This window comes from Aeromonas sp. L_1B5_3, from assembly GCF_963866575.1.
Taxonomy (GTDB): domain Bacteria; phylum Pseudomonadota; class Gammaproteobacteria; order Enterobacterales; family Aeromonadaceae; genus Aeromonas; species Aeromonas jandaei.
Map to the genome: position 1 here is coordinate 41,717 of NZ_CAWMDN010000132.1, position 20,961 is coordinate 62,677.

Here is a 20,961-nt window from a genome sequence, read left to right on the forward strand (position 1 = left end):
AGCTTACCCACTTAAGGTAGCCTGCAGATCCCCCCTTGCCCACGATTTGTCACCAAGCTGGGCGGCAGCTCCCGGGGAGATGGCAGGATCAAGAGGGAGCGCACAAGATGCACGCTCCCTTTTAGTATCGCCCATCAGGCTCATTACTTGAGGTTAAAGCCTCGGGATTGCAGGAAGCCCAGCATAAAAGGACGGGACTCCTTGGTCAGGATGGCGCGGATCTGGCCGCTCCAGGTCTGCTGCTTGTTGTTGCTGCTGCGAGCCTGATAGTAGGCCTCAATCTGCTGATCGTAGTGAGCCAGCAAGTCGCGATCCAGCTCGCGCTGATAGCGCTCCTGATGCACAACCAGTGCCCGTGGCAAACGGGGTTTCTGCTCAGGCTGCTGGGCTGGATGGCCGAGGCAGAGGCCAAACAGCGGGATCACCCGTTCAGGCAAGCCCAGCAGCTCGCTCACCTCGGCCGGATGATTGCGAAGTCCACCAATATAAACCCCGCCCAGCCCCAGCGACTGCGCTGCCAGCAGGGCATTTTGCCCCATGATGGCACCGTCGATGGCACCGATCAGCAACTGCTCTGCATAGCCGGTCTGGGCATCTGGCACTATCTGGCTGTGGCGGTGGTAATCGGCGCAAAACACCAGAAACTCCGCCGCCTGCTCAACATAGGGTTGATTGCCCGCCAATTGTGCCAGCTGCTTGCGCGCTTCAGGCCCGGTCACCCGAATGATGCTGGTCACCTGCAGAAAACTTGAGGTCGATGCCGACTGGGCGGCGGCCAGAATGGCGTCCAGCTGCTGCGAGCTGATGGGCTCGGCAGTAAACTGACGAATGGAACGATGGGAAAGGATAAGATCGATGGTCTGATTCATGGCACCTCCAGAGTGAGGTAACACCATAGCGAAAAAAACGAGGGAGCCCAAGGCTCCCTCGCATACCCCGTTCAGGGGGCAGGATAGACATACGGTGCTTGCAACCCGAGCGGGAAGCCAAGCGCCCAGTAGAGCAGCAGGAAGATGGTCCAGCTCACCAGGAAGGCCAGCGAGTAAGGCAGCATCATGGAGACCAGAGTGCCGATCCCGGTGCTCTTCACATACTGCTGGCAATAGACCACCACCAGCGGGAAGAAGACCATCAACGGGGTGATGATATTGGAAGCGGAATCACCGACACGGTATGCCGCCTGGGTCAGCTCGGGGGAGATCCCGACAGCCATCAGCATCGGCACCAGAATGGGGCTGATCAGCGCCCACTTGGCGGATGCCGACCCCACCACCAGATTGACGGTCGCAGTCAGCAGGATCATTCCGACAATGGTGATTTCACCGGGCAACGCCAGTGCATGGAGCACCTCGGCACCGGAAAGGGCCAGCAGGGTGCCCAGATTGGAATCGCCAAACGCCTTGATGAAGAGCGCGCAGAAGAAGGCCATCACCATGTAGGAGCCCATCTTGTTCATGGTGGCCGACATGGCGTCGATCACATCCTTGCCACTCTTGAAGTTGCCCGCCACGAAGCCGTAGACAATCCCCGGCAGGATAAAGAGCAGGAAGATGAGCGGCACGATGGACTTCATCACGGGAGCGGCAAAGGTGGTCAGCGAACCATCGGCAGCACGCAGCGGGGAATCGCTCGGGGAGAGCGCCAGCGCCAGCAGCACGATGGCAGCCAGCATGGCAAACCCGGCCCAGTTGAAAGCACGGCTCTCCTGTTTGGTGTAGCTGCCCATTTCATCAGCACTTTCCAGATCATCGTTGAGCGCGACATGCTTGAGACGGGGCTCTACCACCTTCTCGGTGACAAACCAGCCGACGCAGATGATCAGCAGGGAGGATGCACCGGTAAAGATGATGTTGCACAGGGTATTGACCATGTACTCCGGGTCAAGGATCTGGGCAGCTGACTGGGTAAAGCCCTGCAGCAAGGCATCGCCACCGGATGGCAGGAAGTTGGCGGCAAAACCGCCTGAAACACCGGCAAACGCGGCAGCGATACCCGCCAGCGGATGGCGCCCCGCGGCGTGGAAGATGATGCCGCCAATCGGGATCACCAGCACATACCCCGCATCTGCTGCGGTATGACTGACGATGGCCACCAGGATCAACATGGGGGTGAGGAAACGGGCCGGGGTCACTTTCAGCAGCTTTTTCAGGCCGGTATTGATGAAACCGGACTGCTCGGCCACCCCTACCCCCAGCATGGCCACCAGCACGATGCCTAACGGGGCAAAGCCGGTAAAGGTCGTGACCATGGTGGAGAGAAACTCGGCAAGACCGGCGCCGGTCAGCAGGTTGTTCACCACTACCGCTTCGCCAGTACGGGGATTGACCAGATCAAACTGGAATTGGGACAACACCCAGGAGCCGACCCAGACGATCAGCAGGGCGTAGAGAAACAGCATGGCGGGGTCGGGTAACTTGTTCCCGGCTTTCTCGACGCCATTGAGGAAACGGTTCAGCCAGCCACTGGGTGGGCTGGCCGGGCGGGCCTTGGTTGCAGCATGACTCATTATTGCGATACTCCTTTCCCTAGAAATGAGGCCGCATGCTAGCAATCCTTACAGTTAACACCTATGACGCACTGCAAAGAATCGATTAATTTCGATTAATTAATTCAATATAAAATGCCAAATTGTGGCCTGACGCACATCCACTATCCTGCCATTCAAATGCTTACCAGTGGATAACGCCCTACCGGGCACTCGACCACAAAGCCACTCTCCTCGACTTGCGCAACCGTCAGCGGCTTGCTGAAGAGATAGCCCTGGAACACATGGCACCCCTGAGTCTGCAGCGCATCAAGCTCATGTGGCTCCTCTACCCCTTCAGCCATGATGCCGAGACCAAGGCTGGTGGCCATGGCGGCTGTCGCCCGGATCACCGGCAGATTAAGCCCGACCACAAAGGAGCGATCCAGCTTGATGGTGTCGATAGGCAGCCGATTAAGGTAGGCCAGTGATGAGTAGCCAGTGCCGAAGTCGTCGATAGCAATATTGATCCCCTGATCGCTCAAGGCATCCAGAATACCGAGACACCCCTTCATATCGAGCATCAATACGGTTTCGGTCAGCTCCAGAGTCAGGAGCGATGCCTCAACGCCATACAGCTCAAGCTGCTGACGCACCTGCACCGGCAACGAGGAAGAGAGCTGGAAACCGGAGAGATTCACCGAAACGGGCACTCGCTTGCCAAACTGCTTTTCCCACTGCGCCACCTGAGCCAGCGCGGTGCCAAGCACCCAGCTGCCGATCTCGCGGATCAGCCCCATCTCCTCGGCCAGCGGAATAAACTCGACTGGTGAAACATGACCCAGTATCGGGTTGTACCAGCGCAGCAGCGCTTCGTAGCCAATCAGTGCGCCTTTTGCTGTATCCACCTGCGGCTGGTAACAGAGACTCAGCTCCTGTCGGCCAATTGCCTTGGCCAGGAACTGCTTGAGGTTCAACTTGCGCTGCAGGGTCTGCTGCATGCTGGGAGTAAAACGCTGCCAACGCAGCCGTCCCATCTGCTTGGCCTGATACATGGCCATATCGGCCCGGGTGATCAGGTTGTCACCGTCATCCGCGTCATCGGGATAGATGGCAATACCGATACTGCCGCCAATGGTCACTTCCGGCAGACCGCTCAGTTGCAGCGGGCGCGTCATCTGGGAGAGCATCTGATCGGCGATTTCCTGAGCCCGTTCGCCATTGCTGCCAAGCGGTACCAACGCAGTGAACTCATCTCCACCAAGGCGCGCCAGCTCCACATCTCGCGGACAAATCTGCTTGAGACGACCGGCGACCCGCTCCAGCAGGCGATCGCCCGCCTTGTGGCCGTAGTTGTCGTTGACCAGCTTGAAGTTATCCAGATCCATAAAGACCAGCGCAAAACGCTCACCCAAGCCGCAATAGGCCTCGAGGGATTTCATCAAGCCATAGCGGTTGAGCAATCCAGTCAGGGAGTCGTGCCAGGCAAGGTGGCGATGCTCCAGCTCTTCGAGTTTGCGATCGGTGATATCCCGCATTGTGAGCAGGATCCGCGCCCCTTGCTGGATATAACGGAACTGATACTGGAACCAGCGCATCCCCTTGAGGGTTCGGCACTCCCCCTCGGTTACTACCTCATCAAGACGGGACAGCTTCTGGTAAAAGCCGCCATCCTTGTTGGCAAAAACCTGGGAGAGCTGGGTGATCCGGTGGCCAAAGCACATCTCGAAGTGGTAATTGCCACTCTCGAACGCCCCTTTGCTGTCAAACAGACAGGCCAGGGTATCGCCAGTCGCCAGAGAAGATTCCTGATAGAGGGTATCCGAGTCGAGCACCGCCTCGGTCATCATCATCAAACGCCCCGCGATCTGCACCCCGGAAAGACGCAGATAGATCTGCTTTTTGATCCCCTTTGGAGAGAGGGTCCACCACTCGTTGTAGCTGCGCCCCAGCTGAAAATCGCCGAGATAGCGCTGCAGCAGCAGATCGATGGCGGTTGCCATATCGGCAGAGAAATCCCGCGCGCACAACTCGTCGAGGGAGGCAGCCTCCCACACCAAGAGTGCGGCACGGTTTGCCCAGAAAATATGGTGATGCTCGATGTCATACACCCAGATCGGTGTATGCAGCACGTCCATGGTTTTCAGTAACCGTTCATCAAGCGTATTCATCTGGTTAATGTCATTCATGCGGAAGGGTCACTGGCCACCGGAAAACGGATCACGCAAGCTGCTACAGGCAGAATGCAAGATGCAAATATCTCTCGACTCGTATCTCACTAACCATGGTCAAGAGCAGGAAAACCATTTCATATATCGACGACAGAGCAGCATATCTTGAATTATCGGCAATGACGCAATCCGAAGCTCACTCTGTCAAAAAACATTGTCTGCTCGATTTTTATCTTTTTTTCTCAGATAAAACAAGCACTAAGAGTTGCTCACTCGAGACCATACAGGTCAATTTTTCAATTCAATACAATATCTTTACTATCAATAAACTAATCAAAAACAATAACTCTCGCTCTACTCTGCGATAAAACTTTCATTAATTAACCAAGCGGATGGTTAAACAGACAAAAAGACGCCAGCATGTGCAAAAATGAAGCAATCACGTCAAAATGTCGGTTCATAAATTCAGGTGATGTTTGAAAAGAGACAAAACTGCGAATATATGACCTGGCTCACATTTTCTTGCGACGGAAAATAGCCGACCAGAGGGAGCGATCATCCCCTCTGTCACCCTCCGGTTGCAGTTTCTGGCAAGAGATAACGGCTGTTTTGCAGATCAGCACATCCTTGTATCGCCAATCAGCACCCAGCGAAACTAACCTCTCCTGCCCGTACCAGCAGCCGGCCTTCACGCTACCTATAAGTGAGTAACAAAATAGTATCAATAGAAATCGAACCCAGATCAATTAAACGCTGAATTACGCTTGCCAACCCTGAATGCTCTTTTTAAGGTGCCCCCTTGTTACACCAAGAACAGCGTTTATGAAGCACATCGAAGAGTTCTACCTGTTCGTCAAGGTGGTGCAAGAGGGAGGTTTCTCCCACGCCGCAGCCGCACTGGGCATGCCAACAGGCACCATCAGTCGACGCATATCCCAGCTTGAAGAGCATCTGGGATGTTCCCTGCTACACCGCTCGACCCGCAAACTTCGGATGACCGACGAGGGGCTGCGCTACTATGAGCGCCTCTGCACCCCGCTTGGCGAAATCGAACAGGCCACCGGCGAGATCCGGGGCAAAGAGGCCGACATCTCCGGCATTATCCGGATTGCTGCGCCCATCGCCCTCTCCAATACCATCCTGATCGATATGCTGGCCGAGTTCGGGTTGCACTATCCCGCAGTGCAATTCGAGATCTCCCAGACCAACGATCACCAGCACCTGTTTGATAATGACCGGGACCTGGTCTTCTTCAACGGCGAGCTGCCCCAATCCCTGCCCAATGCGCGCTGTCTTGGCCATATCGAGTACGGACTCTTTGCCTCACCGCTCTATCTGGCCAAAAAAGGGACACCAGCTCACCCCAATCAGCTGGAAGAGCACGATCTCATCTACTGCTGGCCTCACCAGCACTGGCAGCTGACCGACAAAGAGGGGCAGCTTGTCTGCATCAAACGGGGGGCCAAGCTGGCGGTTAACCAGACTCAGGCGGCCGTGCGTGCCGCCAGACGCCACCTCGGGATCGTCAATGCCCCGCTCCACTACGTGCATAGCTTCTTGCAGGATGAGCAGTTGCGCCCGGTGCTGCCCGACTGGCAAACCGGCAATCGCCCCTTCTACATGCTCTGCTGCCAGCACCAGTTCGCCCCGTTGCGTGTTAAGATGTTTGCTGAATTTGTTGAAAAATATTCCGCGCGCTATCGCAACAGACAGTGGGACAATCAATTTTCACAAGGTGATACCCTCACCCATTGCATCTGACCGTTAGCGGGCCACACTTAATAGCACTCCTTGCCAACAGAGCCTGCCTAACACCATGAATGTATTGATCTGTGATGACTCCGGGTTCGCCCGCAAACAGTTGGCGCGGGCCCTCCCCGCCGACTGGAAAGTCGACTTGCACTATGCAGCCAATGGTCTCGAAGGGATCGAGCAGGTGCTGATGGGCCATGGTGACCTTATCTTTCTCGACCTCACCATGCCGGAAATGGATGGTTATGGTGTGCTGGAGACGCTCCAGCGGGAAGGGCTGCGCAACAAGGTCATCGTCGTCTCCGGCGACATCCAGCCAGAGGCCTATCAACGGGTGATGGGGCTGGGCGCACTCGATTTCATCAAGAAACCCGCCGCCCCCGAAACCCTGCTTGCCCTGCTCAAACAGCACGGTTTCTGGAGCGCAGAGCCAGGCAACACAGCCGCAACGGCTGCGGCGCCAACCGGTGGCGTCGTCGCCGATGCAGGCGTCAAGATCACTCCGGAGATCCGCGACGTCTATCAGGAGCTGGCCAACGTCTCCATGGGCCAGGCCGCCGACCTGCTGGCCCGGCTGCTCAACGCCTTCGTGGTATTGCCGATCCCGAACGTCAACGTGCTGGAAGTATCAGAGTTGCATATGGCCCTTTCTGCCGCCGCCGACTCGGATACCCTCTCCGCCGTCTGTCAGGGCTTTATCGGAGCGGGGATCGCAGGCGAAGCGCTGATCTTGTTCCATGACTCCAGCTTTAAAGATTTGGCCAAGCTGATGAACCATCAGGGAACGCTGGATCGCACTGCCGAGCTGGAGCTGCTGATGGATACCGCCAACGTACTGATCGGTGCCTTCCTGCGCGGCTACGCCAACCAGCTCGACACCCCCTTCAGTCAGGGCCATCCAGTGGTGCTCGGCCAGCACAGACCCATCAACGAGCTGATCAACACCAACAAGAGCCGCTGGCGCCGCACGCTCGCCATCGAGATCAACTACCGGATCCAGGATTACGCGGTACAGTGCGATCTGCTGCTGCTGTTTACCGAAGATTCCATCGCCACCATGAACAACAAAATCATGCACATGCTCTAGGAGTGACTATGGAAATCCGCGAATTTCACTGGTTGATGAACATAGTCCAGAACCTGGACGTCGGATTGGTGGTGCTCGACAAGGAGTACAAGGTTCAGGTATGGAACGGCTTTATGGAGAGCCACAGCGGACGGCTGGCTGGCGAAGTCCGCGATGGCGTGCTGTTCGAGCTCTTCCCCGATGTGGATCAAGCTTGGTTCGAGCGCAAGGCCAATATGGTGTTCAAGCTGAACAACCGCGCCTTCAGCACCTGGGAACAGAAACCCTATCTGCTGCGCTTCTCCAACTACCGCCCCATCACCGGCTCGGCCCCCCATATGTTCCAGAATCTGACTCTGGTGCCACTCGCCGATTTCGGTGGTCAGGTCACCCACATCGCGGTGATGATCTACGATGCCACTGATGAAGCCATGCTGATGAGCGGCCAGCGGCAGGCTTGAGCGTGCGACTAATAAAACAGGGCGCCGTGGCGCCCTGTTTTATTTCGATATAAACAAGTCTCGCTATAAACGAGAGTCTTTATCACCAAGCGCTATCAACGCGCCCCGAGATACTCGGTAAAGGCGTCGATCACCTCTTCGATATCGTCGTCATTGATCTGCAGATGGGTCACCAGCCGCAGTTCGCCATAACCGGAGAAGAGAATGCCCCTCTCCTTCATAAAAGCGAGCAGCTGTGCCGGCTCCCCCTTGGCAAGGCGCAGAAATACCATGTTGCTCTGTACCAGCGAAAGATCCAGCTCGATGCCCGGCAGCGCAGCCAACCCTTCGGCCAACCGTTTGGCTCGGCGATGATCATCGGCCAGGCGCGCAACATGTTGCTCGAGGGCAAACAGGCCTGCTTGTGCCAGCATCCCCGCCTGACGCATGCCACCACCTACCATTTTGCGCAGACGACGCGCCCGGGCGATAAAGTCACGATCACCGACAAGCAGAGATCCCACCGGCGCACCCAGCCCCTTGGAAAGACAAATCGAGATGCTGTCAAACGGCGCGGCAATAACCTCCGCCGGGGTATCGCTGGCAACGGCTGCATTGAACAGCCGGGCCCCGTCGAGATGCAGTTTCAGACCATGCTTGGCAACGAAGGCCCCCATTTCTTGCAGGTAGGAGAGTGGTAGCACCTTGCCGTTATGGGTGTTCTCAAGACAGATAAGGCGAGTCTGGACAAAATGTGCATCATCAGGCGCCAGAGCGGCCTTGATGTCGTCGAAGGCCAGGGTGCCATCACATTGCATGGGCAGCGGTTGCAGTGCCACAGAGCCGAGCACCGCACTCCCCTGTGCTTCAAACCGGTAGATATGGGCGCCAGCACCAAGAATGGCGCCTTCACCGCGCTGGCAATGGCTCATGACCGCCAGCAGATTGGACATGGTTCCCGATGGCACAAACAGAGCAGCCTGCTTGCCAAGCAACTTGGCCCCATATGCTTCCAGCGCATTGACGCTCGGATCTTCGCCGTAAACATCGTCACCGACTTCGGCATGGAGCATGGCCTGACGCATGGCATCAGTCGGCTGGGTAACCGTATCACTTCGTAAATCGATATCGCGCATGAGATCCCTCCTGAAACAGGAGAGTGACGTTAGCCATGGCCCCCCCGTTTGGCAAGGGGAGAGGCCGGATTATGTGAGGTAAACGGGGGCACAGATAGCCATACAACTCCCTTTACCAGGGGAGTTGCTGACCATTGAGATCCAGTAGCTGACCCGATTGAGACAAAGACAAGCCATCGATGAGGTTGAGCAGCTTGCTCGCCACCTCGGCAGGATCCTGCAGCTGGTCGGCAGGCAGTTCAGCCAGAAAGGGAGCATTCATCGGAGAGTCCATCAAGCCGGGCGCGACCGCAATCACCCCCGCCTGTGCAAAACGCTCCGCCCACTCAAGTGCGAGGGTCTTCACCCCCATATCAAGCGCCGCCTTGCTCATCCGATAGCTGTAGCGCCCCCCCGACTCGTTGGTACTGATAGAGCCCGCCAGATCCGAGATGGCACAGAGCCAGACCTTGTGATCATCCTTCATCATCCGGCTCAGACGCGCCGCCAAAGCCAGCGTCGGCCAGGCATTGGCCAGCAGGCTGTCACACAACCACTTGGGCACGACCTCCTCCACCCGTCGCTCCGGCATGGAGCGGGCATCATGGAGCAGACCTATGGTGTTGATGACGACGGAGGGGAGCGGATCCACATCATAGGTCGTAAACAGCGCATCAAACGAGATGACGTCGACCTCCTGCAGCGGGAAAAAGGATCCGACAGGAATCCCTTTTGGATAGTCGCGCCCAGCCAGCAGAAAAGTCTCATCCCTTGCCATCAGCTCTCTTGCCAGCGCCGAGCCAAGCGCACCGCTTCCGAGGATCAGATAACTCATCGCCATTCCCTGGTTCATGAATTTGTTTAGAGCGTATCAGAATAATCACGGCCCGTGACCCGGCCTGAACACCGCTCGTTAACCTACCTAAGCTTCTCCGATGTGCCGGCCAAACTCGCGGGCCAGCGCCAGATCGAGAAACCCGTCGCCCTTTTTATGGGTGCGCAAAAACTGGTAGTAGGCGAGCAGGATCACCAGTGCCTCCTCATCCGGCAGCACGGCCTCGGGTTGCTGCTCCCGGAGCAGTTGCTGCGCCGCCCCGAGCGCCTCTCTATCCACAACTTCAGCCTGTCGATAGAGATAACCGCAGCCGGTTGCCAGCCATTCGAGCGAACAGTTGGCCCCCATCGCAATCTGGTTGGCCCGCGCCAACCCGGGCTCGGCCCCTTTCAGGTATTTGCGGATCAGCGCCTCGCTCAATCCTACCTTGCGGGCAAAGGCGCTGATACTCCCCTCTCCGATGAGACTCTGCAGCCGCTCGGCAAACCCATCCATCTATCACTCTCCAATCAGAACTAAAGTACGAACCGTGCCAACCCACATTATTGCTTTGCCAGCGACATGGGGCCAAGATGCCGGCAGTCGCAATTTATCCTTCTGACCTTTCAAGGAGTCAACAATGTCTGTATCCCGCGTCAGCCTGCATCCGCAAGGCCCCACCTTCTCCCGCATCATCATGGGGTACTGGCGCCTGATGGAGTGGCATCTCACCCCGGCCGCCCTGCTCGATCTGATGAAATACCATCTGGATCTGGGAGTTACCACTGTCGATCACGCCGACATCTACGGTGGCTACCAGTGCGAGGAGGCCTTTGGCAACGCTCTGCGTCTTGAGCCTTCCCTGCGCGACCGGATGGAGATCGTCACCAAGTGCGGTATCGCCCTCACCGCCAAACCGCAGCACGCTCTCAACCACTACAACACCGGCAAGGCCCATATCATCGCCAGTGCCGACGCCTCGCTGCACAAGCTCGGCACCGACTATCTGGATCTGCTGCTGATCCACCGTCCGGACCCCCTGATGAACGCCGATGAGGTCGCCGATGCCTTCATCACCCTGAAGCAGGCTGGCAAGATCAAGCATGCCGGTGTCTCCAACTTCACCGCACGCCAATTTGAACTGCTGCAATCCCGCCTCCCCTTCCCGCTGGTAACCAACCAGCTGGAGATCTCGCCGCTGCATCAGGAGGGGACGCTCGATGGCACTCTGGACCAATGCCAACAGCTCAATATCAAACCGATGGCATGGTCATGCCTGGGCGGTGGCCGGCTGTTCAACGATCACGCTTGCGAGCCACTGCGAGCAGAGCTTGAGCAGATCCGCGCTGAAGTGGGGGCCCAGACCATCGAACAGGTGGTCTATGCCTGGGTCATGATGCTGCCAAGCCAGCCGCTGCCACTGATCGGTTCAGGCAAGCGGGAACGGATTGCTGCCACCGTAGCATCGGAGTCCATCAAACTTGATCGTCAACAGTGGTTTCGCATTCGCAAGGCTGCGCTCGGTTACGACGTACCCTGATCCGGGCGAAAACCACCAGAAACAAAAACGGCATGGGGATAATCCATGCCGTTTTGCATTACTGAGGCACCTTAGCGATGGCGCTGCTGAGGGCGGCCACGGGGGGCATCTGTCTTCGGTTTGGCCTGGTTGACCGTTACGGTGCGCCCACCAACTTCAGTGCCATGCAGGCCCGCAATCGCCTTTTCAGCGTCAGCGTTGGCCGGCATTTCAATGAAACCAAACCCCTTTGACTGGCCTGTATCGCGGTCGATGATGATATCAACCTTGTCGACCTGTCCAAACTGGCTGAACAGAGTTTTCAGTTCGTCGGCCGTCATGCGGTACGACAGATTACCTACGTAAATCTTCATGCCATCCACTCTCGATTCAAGGTGCCTTCTCTATGCAATCACCAGCATAACGGTAAGGGCACAACCCCTATGCCAGCCCTGCCATGGCTTCATGCCGTGGCTCTCTCCACACTGTTTTCAAGTGATTGATCTCTTGGGTGAACAGTGCAGACAAGATCAATTCGAGTCACTGGCAGTATCCGAGCTTTACCGGGAATTGTCGAGAAAATAGTCTGTTCAGGCTGGCTGCAACGCCGCCAGCTGCTGCAGCAGAGCGCGGCGACCATGCCAGGCCCGTTTAAACCCGAAGCGATAGACAGAGGGGCTGACCAGATGCAGCTCACCCGCCTTGAGATCCAGCAGAGCCATGGCAGCGGCAAGTTCAGGCTCGCTCAACTGCAGATCCAGACTGAAATCGAGCCACTGGCCATCATGACCTACCCGCCGCTCCTGTTCGATGGCAACCAGCTGGTTACGCGGCACCGCCAACGCCTCGTTCTTGTTGCCATTGAGCAGATAGATGTGAGCCTCATCCCAGCCAAGCTCTGCCAGCCGCCACGGTTGCCAGCTGCGTGGCAGGGCCACCATCAGTGCGATGATGCCGCCGAAGATGGTACCGACCCAGTTGAGCAGCGCCATCCCCTCCCGACCATCCCACAAGGAGACCGCCACCACGCTCCAGCTCACCAGCAACAGCAGAAAAATGACGCAGCGATAGCGGAGTGCCGGCGGCATCAGCAGTTGTACCTGCTTGTTGGCCAGCAAGGATGTAATAGGCATGAAAAGCTCCTGTCATCACGAAATGGCGCCATTGTGAATAGCCATAGCGCCACTGACAAGGGGCTTTTCTTTGTCATCCTCCTATAAAATCAATACCATGGCGTAAATGATTCTCAGTGGAACCTGCTCCTTGCTCAGCTCGCAACCCTGCGTACGCTTCTGTGGCGTCAACAAATTCTACGGCGACTTTCAGGCCCTCAATCAGATTGACCTCACCATAGAGCGGGGAGAAAAGTGGGTTATCTGCGGCCCCTCTGGCTCCGGCAAATCGACCCTGATCCGCACCATCAACGGGCTGGAGGGGATCGATAGCGGCCAGCTATCCCTCTTTGGCGAACCGGTAAGCCCCGCCTATGTGCGCCGCCTCAAGGGGCGGGTCGGCATGGTATTTCAGCAATTCAACCTCTTTTCCCATATGACGGTGTTGGAAAACCTGATGGTGGCACCGATGCATACCCTGGGATTGTCGCCACAGGCTGCGCGGGAGAGGGCTCTCGGCTTGCTCGAGCGGGTACGCATTCAGGCACAGGCTGACAAATACCCCCATCAGCTCTCCGGTGGTCAGCAGCAACGGGTCGCCATCGCCCGCTCCCTCTGCATGCAGCCTGAGTTGATGCTGTTCGACGAGCCCACCTCGGCCCTCGATCCCGAGATGATCCGCGAAGTGCTGGATGTGATCCGCGAGCTGGCGGACGAGGGCATGACCCTGATCTGCGTCACCCACGAGATGGGCTTTGCCCGTCAGGTGGCGGATCGGGTCATCTTTATGGACGAGGGGCGGATCATCGAATCGGCCCCACCCGCCCAGCTGTTTGGCAACCCGACCCAGCCGCGAACCAGAGCCTTTCTGGAGCAGGTACTCAGCTACCATGACTAACGCAAAACCCGTGCGGCTGCTCGGCTGGCTCTGTGGCACTCTTGTGCTCTCTCTGCTGCTCGGCTGGAGCATATATAGCGGTGCGCAAGCGATGGGATATGAGTGGCAGTGGCCACGCGTATTGCCTTTTTTAGGCGAATGGGATGAAGGAACCTTTTATGCCGGTCCCCTGCTAAACGGGTTGCTGGTGACCTTGCAGGTCGCGCTGCTCAGTTTGCTCGGTACGCTGGTGGTCGGGATCTGCGTGGTGAGTCTGCGTCTGCTCCCCTCCCGCCTTGGGCCACTGCTTGCCATCACCTATTTGGGCTTGGTGCGAACAACGCCACAACTGGTACAGCTCTATATTCTCTACTTCCTGCTCGGCCCCATGCTGGGGCTGGCGCCGCTGACCTGCGCCGTGCTGAGCCTCTCTCTCTATCAGGGCGCCTTCACCGCCGAAGTGCTGCGGGCGGGGATCAAGGCGATCCCCCAAGGCCAGTGGGAGGCAGCGCGTACCCTCGGCCTGTCGCGGGCCATTACCCTGCGCAAGGTGATCCTGCCGCAGCTGGTGCGCATCACACTGCCGCCCCTCACCAACGAGCTGGTATCGCTGATCAAACATTCGGCATTGGTCAGCGTCATTGCCATCTTCGATCTGACCAACGAAGGCCGTACTCTGGTGGCCAATACATTTCTGACTTTCGAGGTGTGGTTCACCGTGGCCGCCCTCTATTTGCTGTTAACGCTGACCCTCTCCGGCTGTGCCCGGCTGCTCGCCCGGCATCTGGATCCGGAACAACAAGGACGCCAATCATGACGATTTCCATCAAAACCGCGCTATCGGGTGCCGCCCTGCTGCTGGCGACCCTCTTGACACCGGCACATGCAGACACGGCCCCTTCCGCTACCCAGGCCCGGATCGAGCAGAGCGGCACCCTGCGGGTCGGCATGTCCACCTTCGCCCCCTGGGCGATGCGGGACAAACAAGGTGCGCTGATCGGCTTTGAGATCGATGTCGCCCGGCGCCTCGCCACCGATCTCGGCTGGCAAGTGGAGTTTGTACCCACCGCTTGGGATGGCATTATCCCCTCCCTGCTGGCGAAAAAGTACGACGTCATCATCGGTGGCCTCACCATCACCCCGGAGCGGGAGAAGAGCGTGCGCTTCACTCACCCCTATTCCCACTCGGGCGTCCAGCTGGCCGCCTCCAGCACGTTGGCCAAAGAGAAAAAAACCATCGCTGACTTCAACCAGCGCGGGGTGATCCTGGCGGTACGCCGGGGCGCATCGCCGGTACAGGTGGCCAAGGCCAACTTCCCCAAGGCAACCCTGCGCCAGTTTGACGATGAATCTCAGGTATTTCAGGAGGTATTGAACGGTCGCGCCCACGGCGCTCTCTCCTCCTCGCCAAAACCGGAGCAGGAGACGCTGCGCCACCCCGATGCCCTGTTCATGCCTTTTGCCAAGCAGTTGGCTCAGGGCGATGAGGGGTTTGCCCTGCGCAAGGGGGATGACGCGCTGGCCGAACAGTTCAACGAGTGGATCGCCGCCCGTCAGGCCGATGGCTGGCTCAAGGCCCGTCACGACTACTGGTTCAAGTCGCTGGCATGGGAATCACAGGTCGCCAACCCCTGATGCAACGCTTGATAAGCCGTACTCTCAAACGATTCAGCTGGCTGGACGGAGTCATAGTGCTGTTGTTGGCACTGGCGGGACTCTGGCTGGCCAGCCGCATCCACATAGGGGTCGCCTATGAGTGGCACTGGCACGATGCCTTCGCGCAGCTCTTTACGCATGGCCCCCGCGGCGAGACGCCCTACTTTTTCAGCGGTCTGCTTACAACCCTGCGTATCGCGCTGCTTGGCATGGTGCTGGCGCTGCTGCTCGGCACTGCACTGGGGGTGGCGGCGTTCAGTCGTCGCCCGTTTCTGGTTCTGCCGGCCACCCTCTTTATCCAGCTCATCCGCAATCTGCCGCCGCTGGTCTTTATCTTCATCTTCTACTTCTTTATCGCCAACCAACTGTTGCCTGCGAGTGGTCTCTCAAGCTGGCTCGGCAACATCTCAATTCCCACCTGGCTGGAAGTGCTGTTTGGCCCGCCGGCTCGCTGGGAGAACCTCATCTCCGGTACCCTCTGCGTCGGCATGATCAGCGCGGCCTTCGTTGCCGAGATCGTCCGCGCCGGTCTTGCCGCCATCCCCCAAGGACAGTGGGAAGCGGCCCACAGCCTCGGGTTATCCCCCTGGGTGAGGTTGCGCCATGTGATCCTGCCGCAGGCGATGCTGTTGATGTTGCCTCCCCTCACCGGCCAGCTCATCGCACTGGTGAAGGATACGGCCATCGTTTCGCTGATTTCGGTGCAGGAGCTCACCTTCGTCGGTACCGAGATGGCCAACTCGAGCGGGCTGGTTTACGAGATCTGGCTGCTGGTGGCGGCTGCCTATTTGTTGATATGTTTGAGTCTGTTTATTCTGCTCAGCCGACTCGAAGTAAGACAAGGAGCACGCAAATGCTGACGTCCCTGTTACTGGCTACTGTGTTGCAAGCCGAAGCGATCGGCGGATACACCGCAGGCTGCCTCAAAAACGGAATGGCACTGCCGCTGGAGGGCCCTGGCTATCAGGTGATCCGCACCAAGCGGCTACGTTACTACGGCCATCCCGATCTCATCCACTATCTGCAGACACTGGCCAACCAGACCCGGATGGCCGGATTGCCGGATCTCTACATCGCCGATCTGGCGATGGCCCATGGTGGCCCCTTTACCACCGGCCATCGCAGCCACCAGACCGGCCTTGATGCCGATATCTGGTTTCGCATGGCCAACCGCCCCATCAGCAAATGGGAGCAGGATGCCCCCAAGGAGTGGGCGCTCATCGACGAACCCAGCTACAAGATGCTGCCGGGCCGCTTCGGGCCGCAACAGCTCACCCTGTTGCGGCTGGCGGCCAGCAAACCCGAGGTGGCCCGCATCTTTGTCAATCCGGTAATCAAGTCGGCGGTCTGCCAGCAGGCTGGTGATGAAGCCTGGGTTGCCAAGCTTCGCCCCTGGGTTGGCCACTTCAGCCATTTTCACGTGCGGCTGCGCTGCCCGGCGGGAAGTCCTGATTGCGAGCAGCAAGCACCTATTCCCCCCGGTAACGGCTGCGGAGCCGAGCTGGCCTCCTGGCTGAAAGACAAACCACAGCTGCCCAAGGTGTCCAGTATCAACAAGATGCCTGTGCTGCCCGCGCGTTGTCGCAACTGACCCCAAGCTGTTATGGTGGTTCCCTGTTTCGCAAGCCATTAATGATGGAGAACGACAAGATGGCCATATCAATCTGGCGCAAAACCACGCAGAGCCTCCTGACTCTGACCCTGCTGCTGAGCCTGACCGGCTGCGGCATGAACAACATCCCGACGCTGGATGAGCAGGTCAAGGCCACGTGGGGACAGGTTGAAAACCAGTACCAGCGCCGGGCAGATCTCATCCCCAATCTGGTAGCAACCGTAAAAGGCTATGCCAATCATGAACAGGAGACCCTCAAGGCGGTCACCGATGCCCGCGCCCGGGTTGGCAGCCTGCAGGTGAGCGACCCGGCCCAGCTCAAGGAGTTTGAAGCGGCGCAGAATCAGCTCACCAGCGCCCTCTCCCGCTTGATGGTGGTCGTGGAACGTTATCCTGAGCTCAAGGCGGATCAACAGTTCCTCACCCTGCAAGCCCAGCTGGAAGGGACGGAGAACCGTATTGCCGTAGCCCGCCGCGACTATATCGAGGCGGTGCGCCAGTTCAACACCGAAATCCGCACCTTCCCCGGAGTGATCTGGCACAAGATGCTCTACTCCGATCTGGAGGCAAAACCCAGCTTCAGTGCCAAACCCGGAGCGGATGAAGCACCCAAGGTGAGCTTCCAATGAACATGATGCTGCGCTGGTTTCTTCCCTGTCTGCTGCTCTGGGCCAGTGCCCTGCAAGCAGCACCGGACTTCCCGACGCTGAGCGGGCGGGTGGTGGATGAAGCCAGTCTGATGTCCCGCAAACAGGCCCACCAGCTGACCCAGCAGCTGGCCGCTTTTGAAAAGCGCAGTGGCATCCAGTTGGTCGTGGTCTCCGTCGACAGCTTGCAGGGCGAGACTATCGAAGAGTATGGCTATCAGCTGGGCCGGCACTGGGGGATCGGACAGAAAGGCAAGGACAACGGCGTCCTTCTGCTCATCGCTCAGGACGAGCGCAAGGTTCGCATCGAAGTAGGCTATGGGCTGGAAGGTGATCTGCCCGATGCCATTGCCGCCAACATCATTCAGACCCGGATCCTGCCAGCGTTCAAACGGGGTGACATGGTGGCCGGGGTCGTTGCCGGCAGTCAGGCCATCATGCAGGCGCTGGGCGGTCAGTATCAGCCGACCGACAACGCCAGCAAGGAGGACAAACTCGGTGGCCCTTGGTTATTCATCCTGATGGTGATTGCGATGATCGTGCTCCATAACCTGCGAGGAGGCGGTGGTGGCCCGGGCGGGCGACGTCGTTCGGCCTACATGGCAGGGGGATTTGGAGCTGGCTCCTTTGGCAACCGCTCTGGCGGTGGCTTCAGCGGCGGTGGCGGCAGTTTTGGAGGCGGTGGTGCCTCTGGTGGTTGGTAACAGGGATTAAGAGACGACAACATGATTTCCAAACAGTTTTATCACACGCTTCAGGCCAGGGTCAGACAAGCCGAACAGGCCACGGATGCCGAACTGGTGACCGTGCTGGCCCCGGCCAGCGATGGATATCGCTATATTCCCACCCTCTGGGCCGCTCTGTTGGCTATGCTGACCCCGCTGCTGGTATTCCAGCTTGGCTTCTGGCTCGGCTGGTACGAGATCCTGCTGGTGCAGTGGTCAGTCTGGCTGCTGCTGAGCCTGCTGTTCCACTGGACCCCTATCAAGATGCGGCTGATCCCGAAACAGGTACGCCAGCACAGGGCCGCCCTGATGGCTCGCCTGCAATTTGTCGAGCAGGGGCTGCACCGCACCCGCGATCGTCTGGGGGTGCTCATTTTTGTCTCGGCCGCCGAGCACTATGTCGAGATCCTGGTGGATGACGGCATTGCCCAGCATATCGACAACAGCCAGTGGCAGGAGATCATCAACGACTTCGTGATGCGGGTACGCAACAACGAGATCGAGCAAGGTTTTCTGGAGTGTGTGGAGCGCACCAGCGCCATTCTGACCGACGCCTTCCCTGCAACCCGTGACCAGAACGAGCTGCCGGACAGCCTGATCATCCTCGACAAGCCCTGAATCGGATTAAAAAAACGGCTTTCTGTTCAAGGGTTAGGCACTCGAGAAAGATTATGAAAAATAAGGGGAAAAATGGTTGACCCGCCCAGCCATTTCCCCTAAATTACGCCCCGTTCCAGCGCAACAGCGCAGCGAACGAAAATTTGGTGAGGTGTCCGAGTGGCTGAAGGAGCACGCCTGGAAAGTGTGTATACGGCAACGTATCGAGGGTTCGAATCCCTCCCTCACCGCCAAATTTAGAAAAGCCGACCTCAGGGTCGGCTTTTTGCTTTTCTACTGCTTGCTCGCTCTATCTTCCCTATTATTTATCCTGCACTGCCTGCTTTTTAAGCGCCCTCGATATCCATGCCATGCAGACTTGGCCAGAGCTCTAATTTATTGCTCGCAGATTGGATATCATTTTGAAAAACTGATACTTAAATAGCTAAACTAGCCATTATCAACATTCAGGGATGTGTAAAAAATGAGCTTAATCGGCTTGGTGCTGGCGTTGATCGCCATCTTGGGCGGTAACATGATCGAGGGCGGCCACCCCAGTGCGCTGCTCGATCTGCCCGCCTTTCTTATCGTAATCGGCGGTACCATCGGCGCCGCACTGACCCAGTTTCCCTTCTCCGTAGTAGGTAACAGCCTGAAACGGTTCAAATGGCTGCTTGCGCCCCTCAAACTCGACATGCTGGAACAGGCCCAGCTGCTCGAAACTCTGGCAGGCAATGCCCGGCGCAGCGGTATGCTGGCGCTTGAGGGGATGATCGAAGAGATTAAAGACCCCTTTTTGAAAAAAGGGGTACAGATGATGGTCGATGGCTACGAGAAGACCAAGATCCACGAGGTGCTGGAAAACGAGATCGAATTTGAACAGGAAGATCTCGAGCAAACCGTCAAATTCTATGAAGCCATGGGGGGCTACTGCCCAACCATGGGGATCGTGGGTGCGGTATTCGGCCTCATCCACGCGATGGGCTTGCTGGATGCACCGGACAAACTCGGTGGTGCCATCGCGGTAGCCTTTATCGCAACCATCTACGGGGTATCAGCCGCCAACCTCATCTTTTTGCCATTTGGCAACCGCTACAAGGCATTTGCTCACCAGATCCGCCACTACAAGGAGATGACCCTCACCGGTATTCTCTGCATCGTGGATGGCGAGTCTCAAGCCAGACTGCAAGTAACCCTCGAACCCTATCTGGGAGGTCATGGTGGCCAAAAAGAAAAAGGCTGAAGCGCCAGAGAACCACGAACGCTGGCTGGTCTCCTATGCCGACTTCATGACTCTGCTATTCGCCCTGTTCGTGGTGCTCTACTCCTTTGCGATGGCCAAACAGTCAGAGACCCGGGTGTTGATCCAGGGCTTTATCGAGTCGCTGGGTAAAATTGGTCTGGTCTCCCCTCCCGCCGGTTCACCAGTCATGCAGGGGGGGACAGGCATTCTGGAGCCTGAATCCAAGACCACACCGAGCAGCCCGAAGAAAGAGACGGTGTTGGAGAAGGATGCTCCGATGGCGGCATCTGACCCGTTCAACGAGACCATAGGCGCCTCGGAGAAGCCGAGTGCCACCGAATCCTGGCCACACAAGACCAAAGAGCAGGAGTGGGTTCAGGTCACCAAGAAGAAACTTGAGCAGCAACTCAAGGCACAGATTGAATCCAAGGATCTGGAAGTCGAGCAGCTTGGCAGTCAGCTGGTGATCCGCATCGGCGAAAAGGCGCTCTTCCCGGCCGACTCGGCATTTCTGCAGCCCCAGTTTGTACCGCTGGTCAACAAGATATCGGGCATTCTTGCCGATATTCCGGGGGCCATCGTGGTCACTGGTCACACCGATGATTCACAGGCTCCGGTAGAGCTCTACCGAAACAACTGGGAACTGTCAGTACTGCGCGCCTCCGCGATAGTGCAGACACTGCTTGGCAATCCCAAACTGGATGCCAAGCGGGTTATCGCCCAGGGCGTGGCTGATACCCAGCCACGCTATGCCAACGACACAGCAGATCACCGGCAGGCCAACCGCCGGGTCGAGATCACCCTCTCTCAAGGCAAAGCCGCCGAACAGACTCTTCCCCTGCTCAAACCCTGAGCGATAACACCCTCCGCATAAAGCCACCGCCCTGACTTCACACAGGGCGGCGGGTAACCCCTTTCAAAAAGCACAGACATATAGCCACTTATTTGAAATGGCTATTCCAGACAGAAATGCAGCCACTTGTCGCTGGATAATAATCAACCTTCTAAAGCTCAAATTTCAGACATGTCATCTGATCTGACCAGCGTCAATTACATACATTTTTCTCAATAAAATTGAGCTCCGTAACAAAATTTAATTTCCACTTAACCGATTAATAATTAATCCATAAAAATGACATGTAAATCAGTAC

22 protein-coding genes and 1 tRNA gene are annotated in these 20,961 nt (G+C 57.5%); 15 read left to right on the forward strand and 8 right to left on the reverse strand.

What is annotated here, in order from left to right; genetic code table 11:
* Positions 1–143 precede the first annotated feature (143 nt).
* The 3 genes from nfsA to AACR93_RS17210 all read right to left on the reverse strand — a co-directional run bounded on the left by nfsA (position 144) and on the right by AACR93_RS17210 (position 4,602).
* Positions 144–869 carry an oxygen-insensitive NADPH nitroreductase gene (gene nfsA, locus AACR93_RS17200; RefSeq protein ID WP_043851467.1) on the reverse strand — a complete coding sequence of 242 codons (726 nt, stop codon included), beginning with the start codon at positions 867–869 and terminating at the stop codon, positions 144–146.
* Positions 870–940: 71 nt separating this feature from the next.
* Positions 941–2,506 (reverse strand): AbgT family transporter, encoded by a 1,566-nt coding sequence (locus AACR93_RS17205; protein ID WP_043851468.1) that lies wholly within the window; start codon positions 2,504–2,506, stop codon positions 941–943.
* 155 nt (positions 2,507–2,661) lie between these two features.
* The gene (locus tag AACR93_RS17210; RefSeq protein WP_043851469.1) at positions 2,662–4,602 is read right to left on the reverse strand and encodes a putative bifunctional diguanylate cyclase/phosphodiesterase; all 1,941 of its coding nucleotides are present in this window, start codon (positions 4,600–4,602) and stop codon (positions 2,662–2,664) included.
* An 855-nt stretch (positions 4,603–5,457) separates the two neighbouring features.
* On the opposite strand from AACR93_RS17210, the gene AACR93_RS17215 reads away from it, so the two are divergent.
* The 3 genes from AACR93_RS17215 to AACR93_RS17225 are packed head-to-tail and all read left to right on the forward strand — an operon-like array spanning position 5,458 to position 7,914.
* On the forward strand, positions 5,458–6,396 hold the full coding sequence (locus AACR93_RS17215) for a LysR family transcriptional regulator (RefSeq protein WP_041207450.1): 939 nt from the start codon (positions 5,458–5,460) through the stop codon (positions 6,394–6,396).
* Positions 6,397–6,451: 55 nt separating this feature from the next.
* Entirely contained in the window at positions 6,452–7,474 is a 1,023-nt protein-coding gene (locus tag AACR93_RS17220) for a response regulator (RefSeq protein WP_043851470.1), read from the forward strand.
* A gap of 8 nt (positions 7,475–7,482) precedes the next feature.
* A complete protein-coding gene (locus AACR93_RS17225) occupies positions 7,483–7,914 on the forward strand; it encodes a PAS domain-containing protein (protein ID WP_043851471.1) in 432 nt (143 codons plus the stop codon).
* Between the two features lie 95 nt (positions 7,915–8,009).
* Here AACR93_RS17225 and ltaE read toward each other — a convergent pair whose 3' ends face one another.
* From ltaE to AACR93_RS17240, 3 genes are all read right to left on the reverse strand, one after another.
* Positions 8,010–9,029: a low-specificity L-threonine aldolase gene (ltaE, locus tag AACR93_RS17230; protein WP_043851472.1), complete on the reverse strand. Its 1,020-nt coding sequence runs from the start codon at positions 9,027–9,029 to the stop codon at positions 8,010–8,012.
* 112 nt (positions 9,030–9,141) lie between these two features.
* Positions 9,142–9,843 carry an SDR family oxidoreductase gene (locus AACR93_RS17235; protein WP_043851511.1) on the reverse strand — a complete coding sequence of 234 codons (702 nt, stop codon included), beginning with the start codon at positions 9,841–9,843 and terminating at the stop codon, positions 9,142–9,144.
* Positions 9,844–9,930: 87 nt separating this feature from the next.
* Entirely contained in the window at positions 9,931–10,338 is a 408-nt protein-coding gene (locus AACR93_RS17240; RefSeq protein WP_042033515.1) for a transcriptional regulator, read from the reverse strand.
* Positions 10,339–10,462: 124 nt separating this feature from the next.
* Between AACR93_RS17240 and AACR93_RS17245 the strand changes: the two genes are divergently transcribed.
* The gene (locus tag AACR93_RS17245; protein WP_043851473.1) at positions 10,463–11,362 is read left to right on the forward strand and encodes an aldo/keto reductase; all 900 of its coding nucleotides are present in this window, start codon (positions 10,463–10,465) and stop codon (positions 11,360–11,362) included.
* Positions 11,363–11,433: 71 nt separating this feature from the next.
* On the opposite strand, the gene AACR93_RS17250 is transcribed toward AACR93_RS17245, so the two are convergent.
* Positions 11,434–11,715, reverse strand: coding sequence for an RNA recognition motif domain-containing protein (locus AACR93_RS17250; protein ID WP_071910610.1), 282 nt, complete (start codon positions 11,713–11,715; stop codon positions 11,434–11,436).
* A gap of 216 nt (positions 11,716–11,931) precedes the next feature.
* A complete protein-coding gene (locus AACR93_RS17255; protein WP_043851474.1) occupies positions 11,932–12,474 on the reverse strand; it encodes a hypothetical protein in 543 nt (180 codons plus the stop codon).
* 106 nt (positions 12,475–12,580) lie between these two features.
* Here AACR93_RS17255 and AACR93_RS17260 point away from each other — a divergent pair, with 106 nt between their 5' ends.
* From AACR93_RS17260 to AACR93_RS17310, 11 genes are all read left to right on the forward strand, one after another.
* On the forward strand, positions 12,581–13,351 hold the full coding sequence (locus AACR93_RS17260) for an amino acid ABC transporter ATP-binding protein (protein ID WP_043851475.1): 771 nt from the start codon (positions 12,581–12,583) through the stop codon (positions 13,349–13,351).
* Entirely contained in the window at positions 13,344–14,147 is an 804-nt protein-coding gene (locus AACR93_RS17265) for an amino acid ABC transporter permease (protein ID WP_043851476.1), read from the forward strand. Before AACR93_RS17260 ends, AACR93_RS17265 begins: the two co-directional genes overlap by 8 nt.
* The gene (locus tag AACR93_RS17270) at positions 14,144–14,965 is read left to right on the forward strand and encodes a transporter substrate-binding domain-containing protein (RefSeq protein WP_042033528.1); all 822 of its coding nucleotides are present in this window, start codon (positions 14,144–14,146) and stop codon (positions 14,963–14,965) included. Before AACR93_RS17265 ends, AACR93_RS17270 begins: the two co-directional genes overlap by 4 nt.
* A complete protein-coding gene (locus AACR93_RS17275; RefSeq protein ID WP_043851477.1) occupies positions 14,965–15,846 on the forward strand; it encodes an amino acid ABC transporter permease in 882 nt (293 codons plus the stop codon). The genes AACR93_RS17270 and AACR93_RS17275 overlap by 1 nt, the downstream gene beginning before the upstream one ends.
* Positions 15,840–16,577, forward strand: a complete 738-nt coding sequence (gene mepA, locus AACR93_RS17280) for a penicillin-insensitive murein endopeptidase (protein WP_043851478.1) — start codon at positions 15,840–15,842, stop codon at positions 16,575–16,577. The genes AACR93_RS17275 and mepA overlap by 7 nt, the downstream gene beginning before the upstream one ends.
* 44 nt (positions 16,578–16,621) lie before the next feature.
* A complete protein-coding gene (locus tag AACR93_RS17285; protein ID WP_043851512.1) occupies positions 16,622–17,227 on the forward strand; it encodes a LemA family protein in 606 nt (201 codons plus the stop codon).
* Positions 17,224–17,949, forward strand: coding sequence for a TPM domain-containing protein (locus AACR93_RS17290; protein WP_041207439.1), 726 nt, complete (start codon positions 17,224–17,226; stop codon positions 17,947–17,949). The genes AACR93_RS17285 and AACR93_RS17290 overlap by 4 nt, the downstream gene beginning before the upstream one ends.
* A gap of 21 nt (positions 17,950–17,970) precedes the next feature.
* Positions 17,971–18,588, forward strand: a complete 618-nt coding sequence (locus tag AACR93_RS17295) for a TPM domain-containing protein (protein WP_041207438.1) — start codon at positions 17,971–17,973, stop codon at positions 18,586–18,588.
* Between the two features lie 145 nt (positions 18,589–18,733).
* Positions 18,734–18,821, forward strand: a tRNA-Ser gene (locus tag AACR93_RS17300).
* 230 nt (positions 18,822–19,051) lie between these two features.
* Positions 19,052–19,810: a flagellar motor protein gene (locus tag AACR93_RS17305; protein ID WP_033114530.1), complete on the forward strand. Its 759-nt coding sequence runs from the start codon at positions 19,052–19,054 to the stop codon at positions 19,808–19,810.
* The gene (locus tag AACR93_RS17310) at positions 19,785–20,663 is read left to right on the forward strand and encodes a flagellar motor protein MotB (RefSeq protein ID WP_043851479.1); all 879 of its coding nucleotides are present in this window, start codon (positions 19,785–19,787) and stop codon (positions 20,661–20,663) included. Before AACR93_RS17305 ends, AACR93_RS17310 begins: the two co-directional genes overlap by 26 nt.
* Positions 20,664–20,961 lie beyond the last annotated feature (298 nt).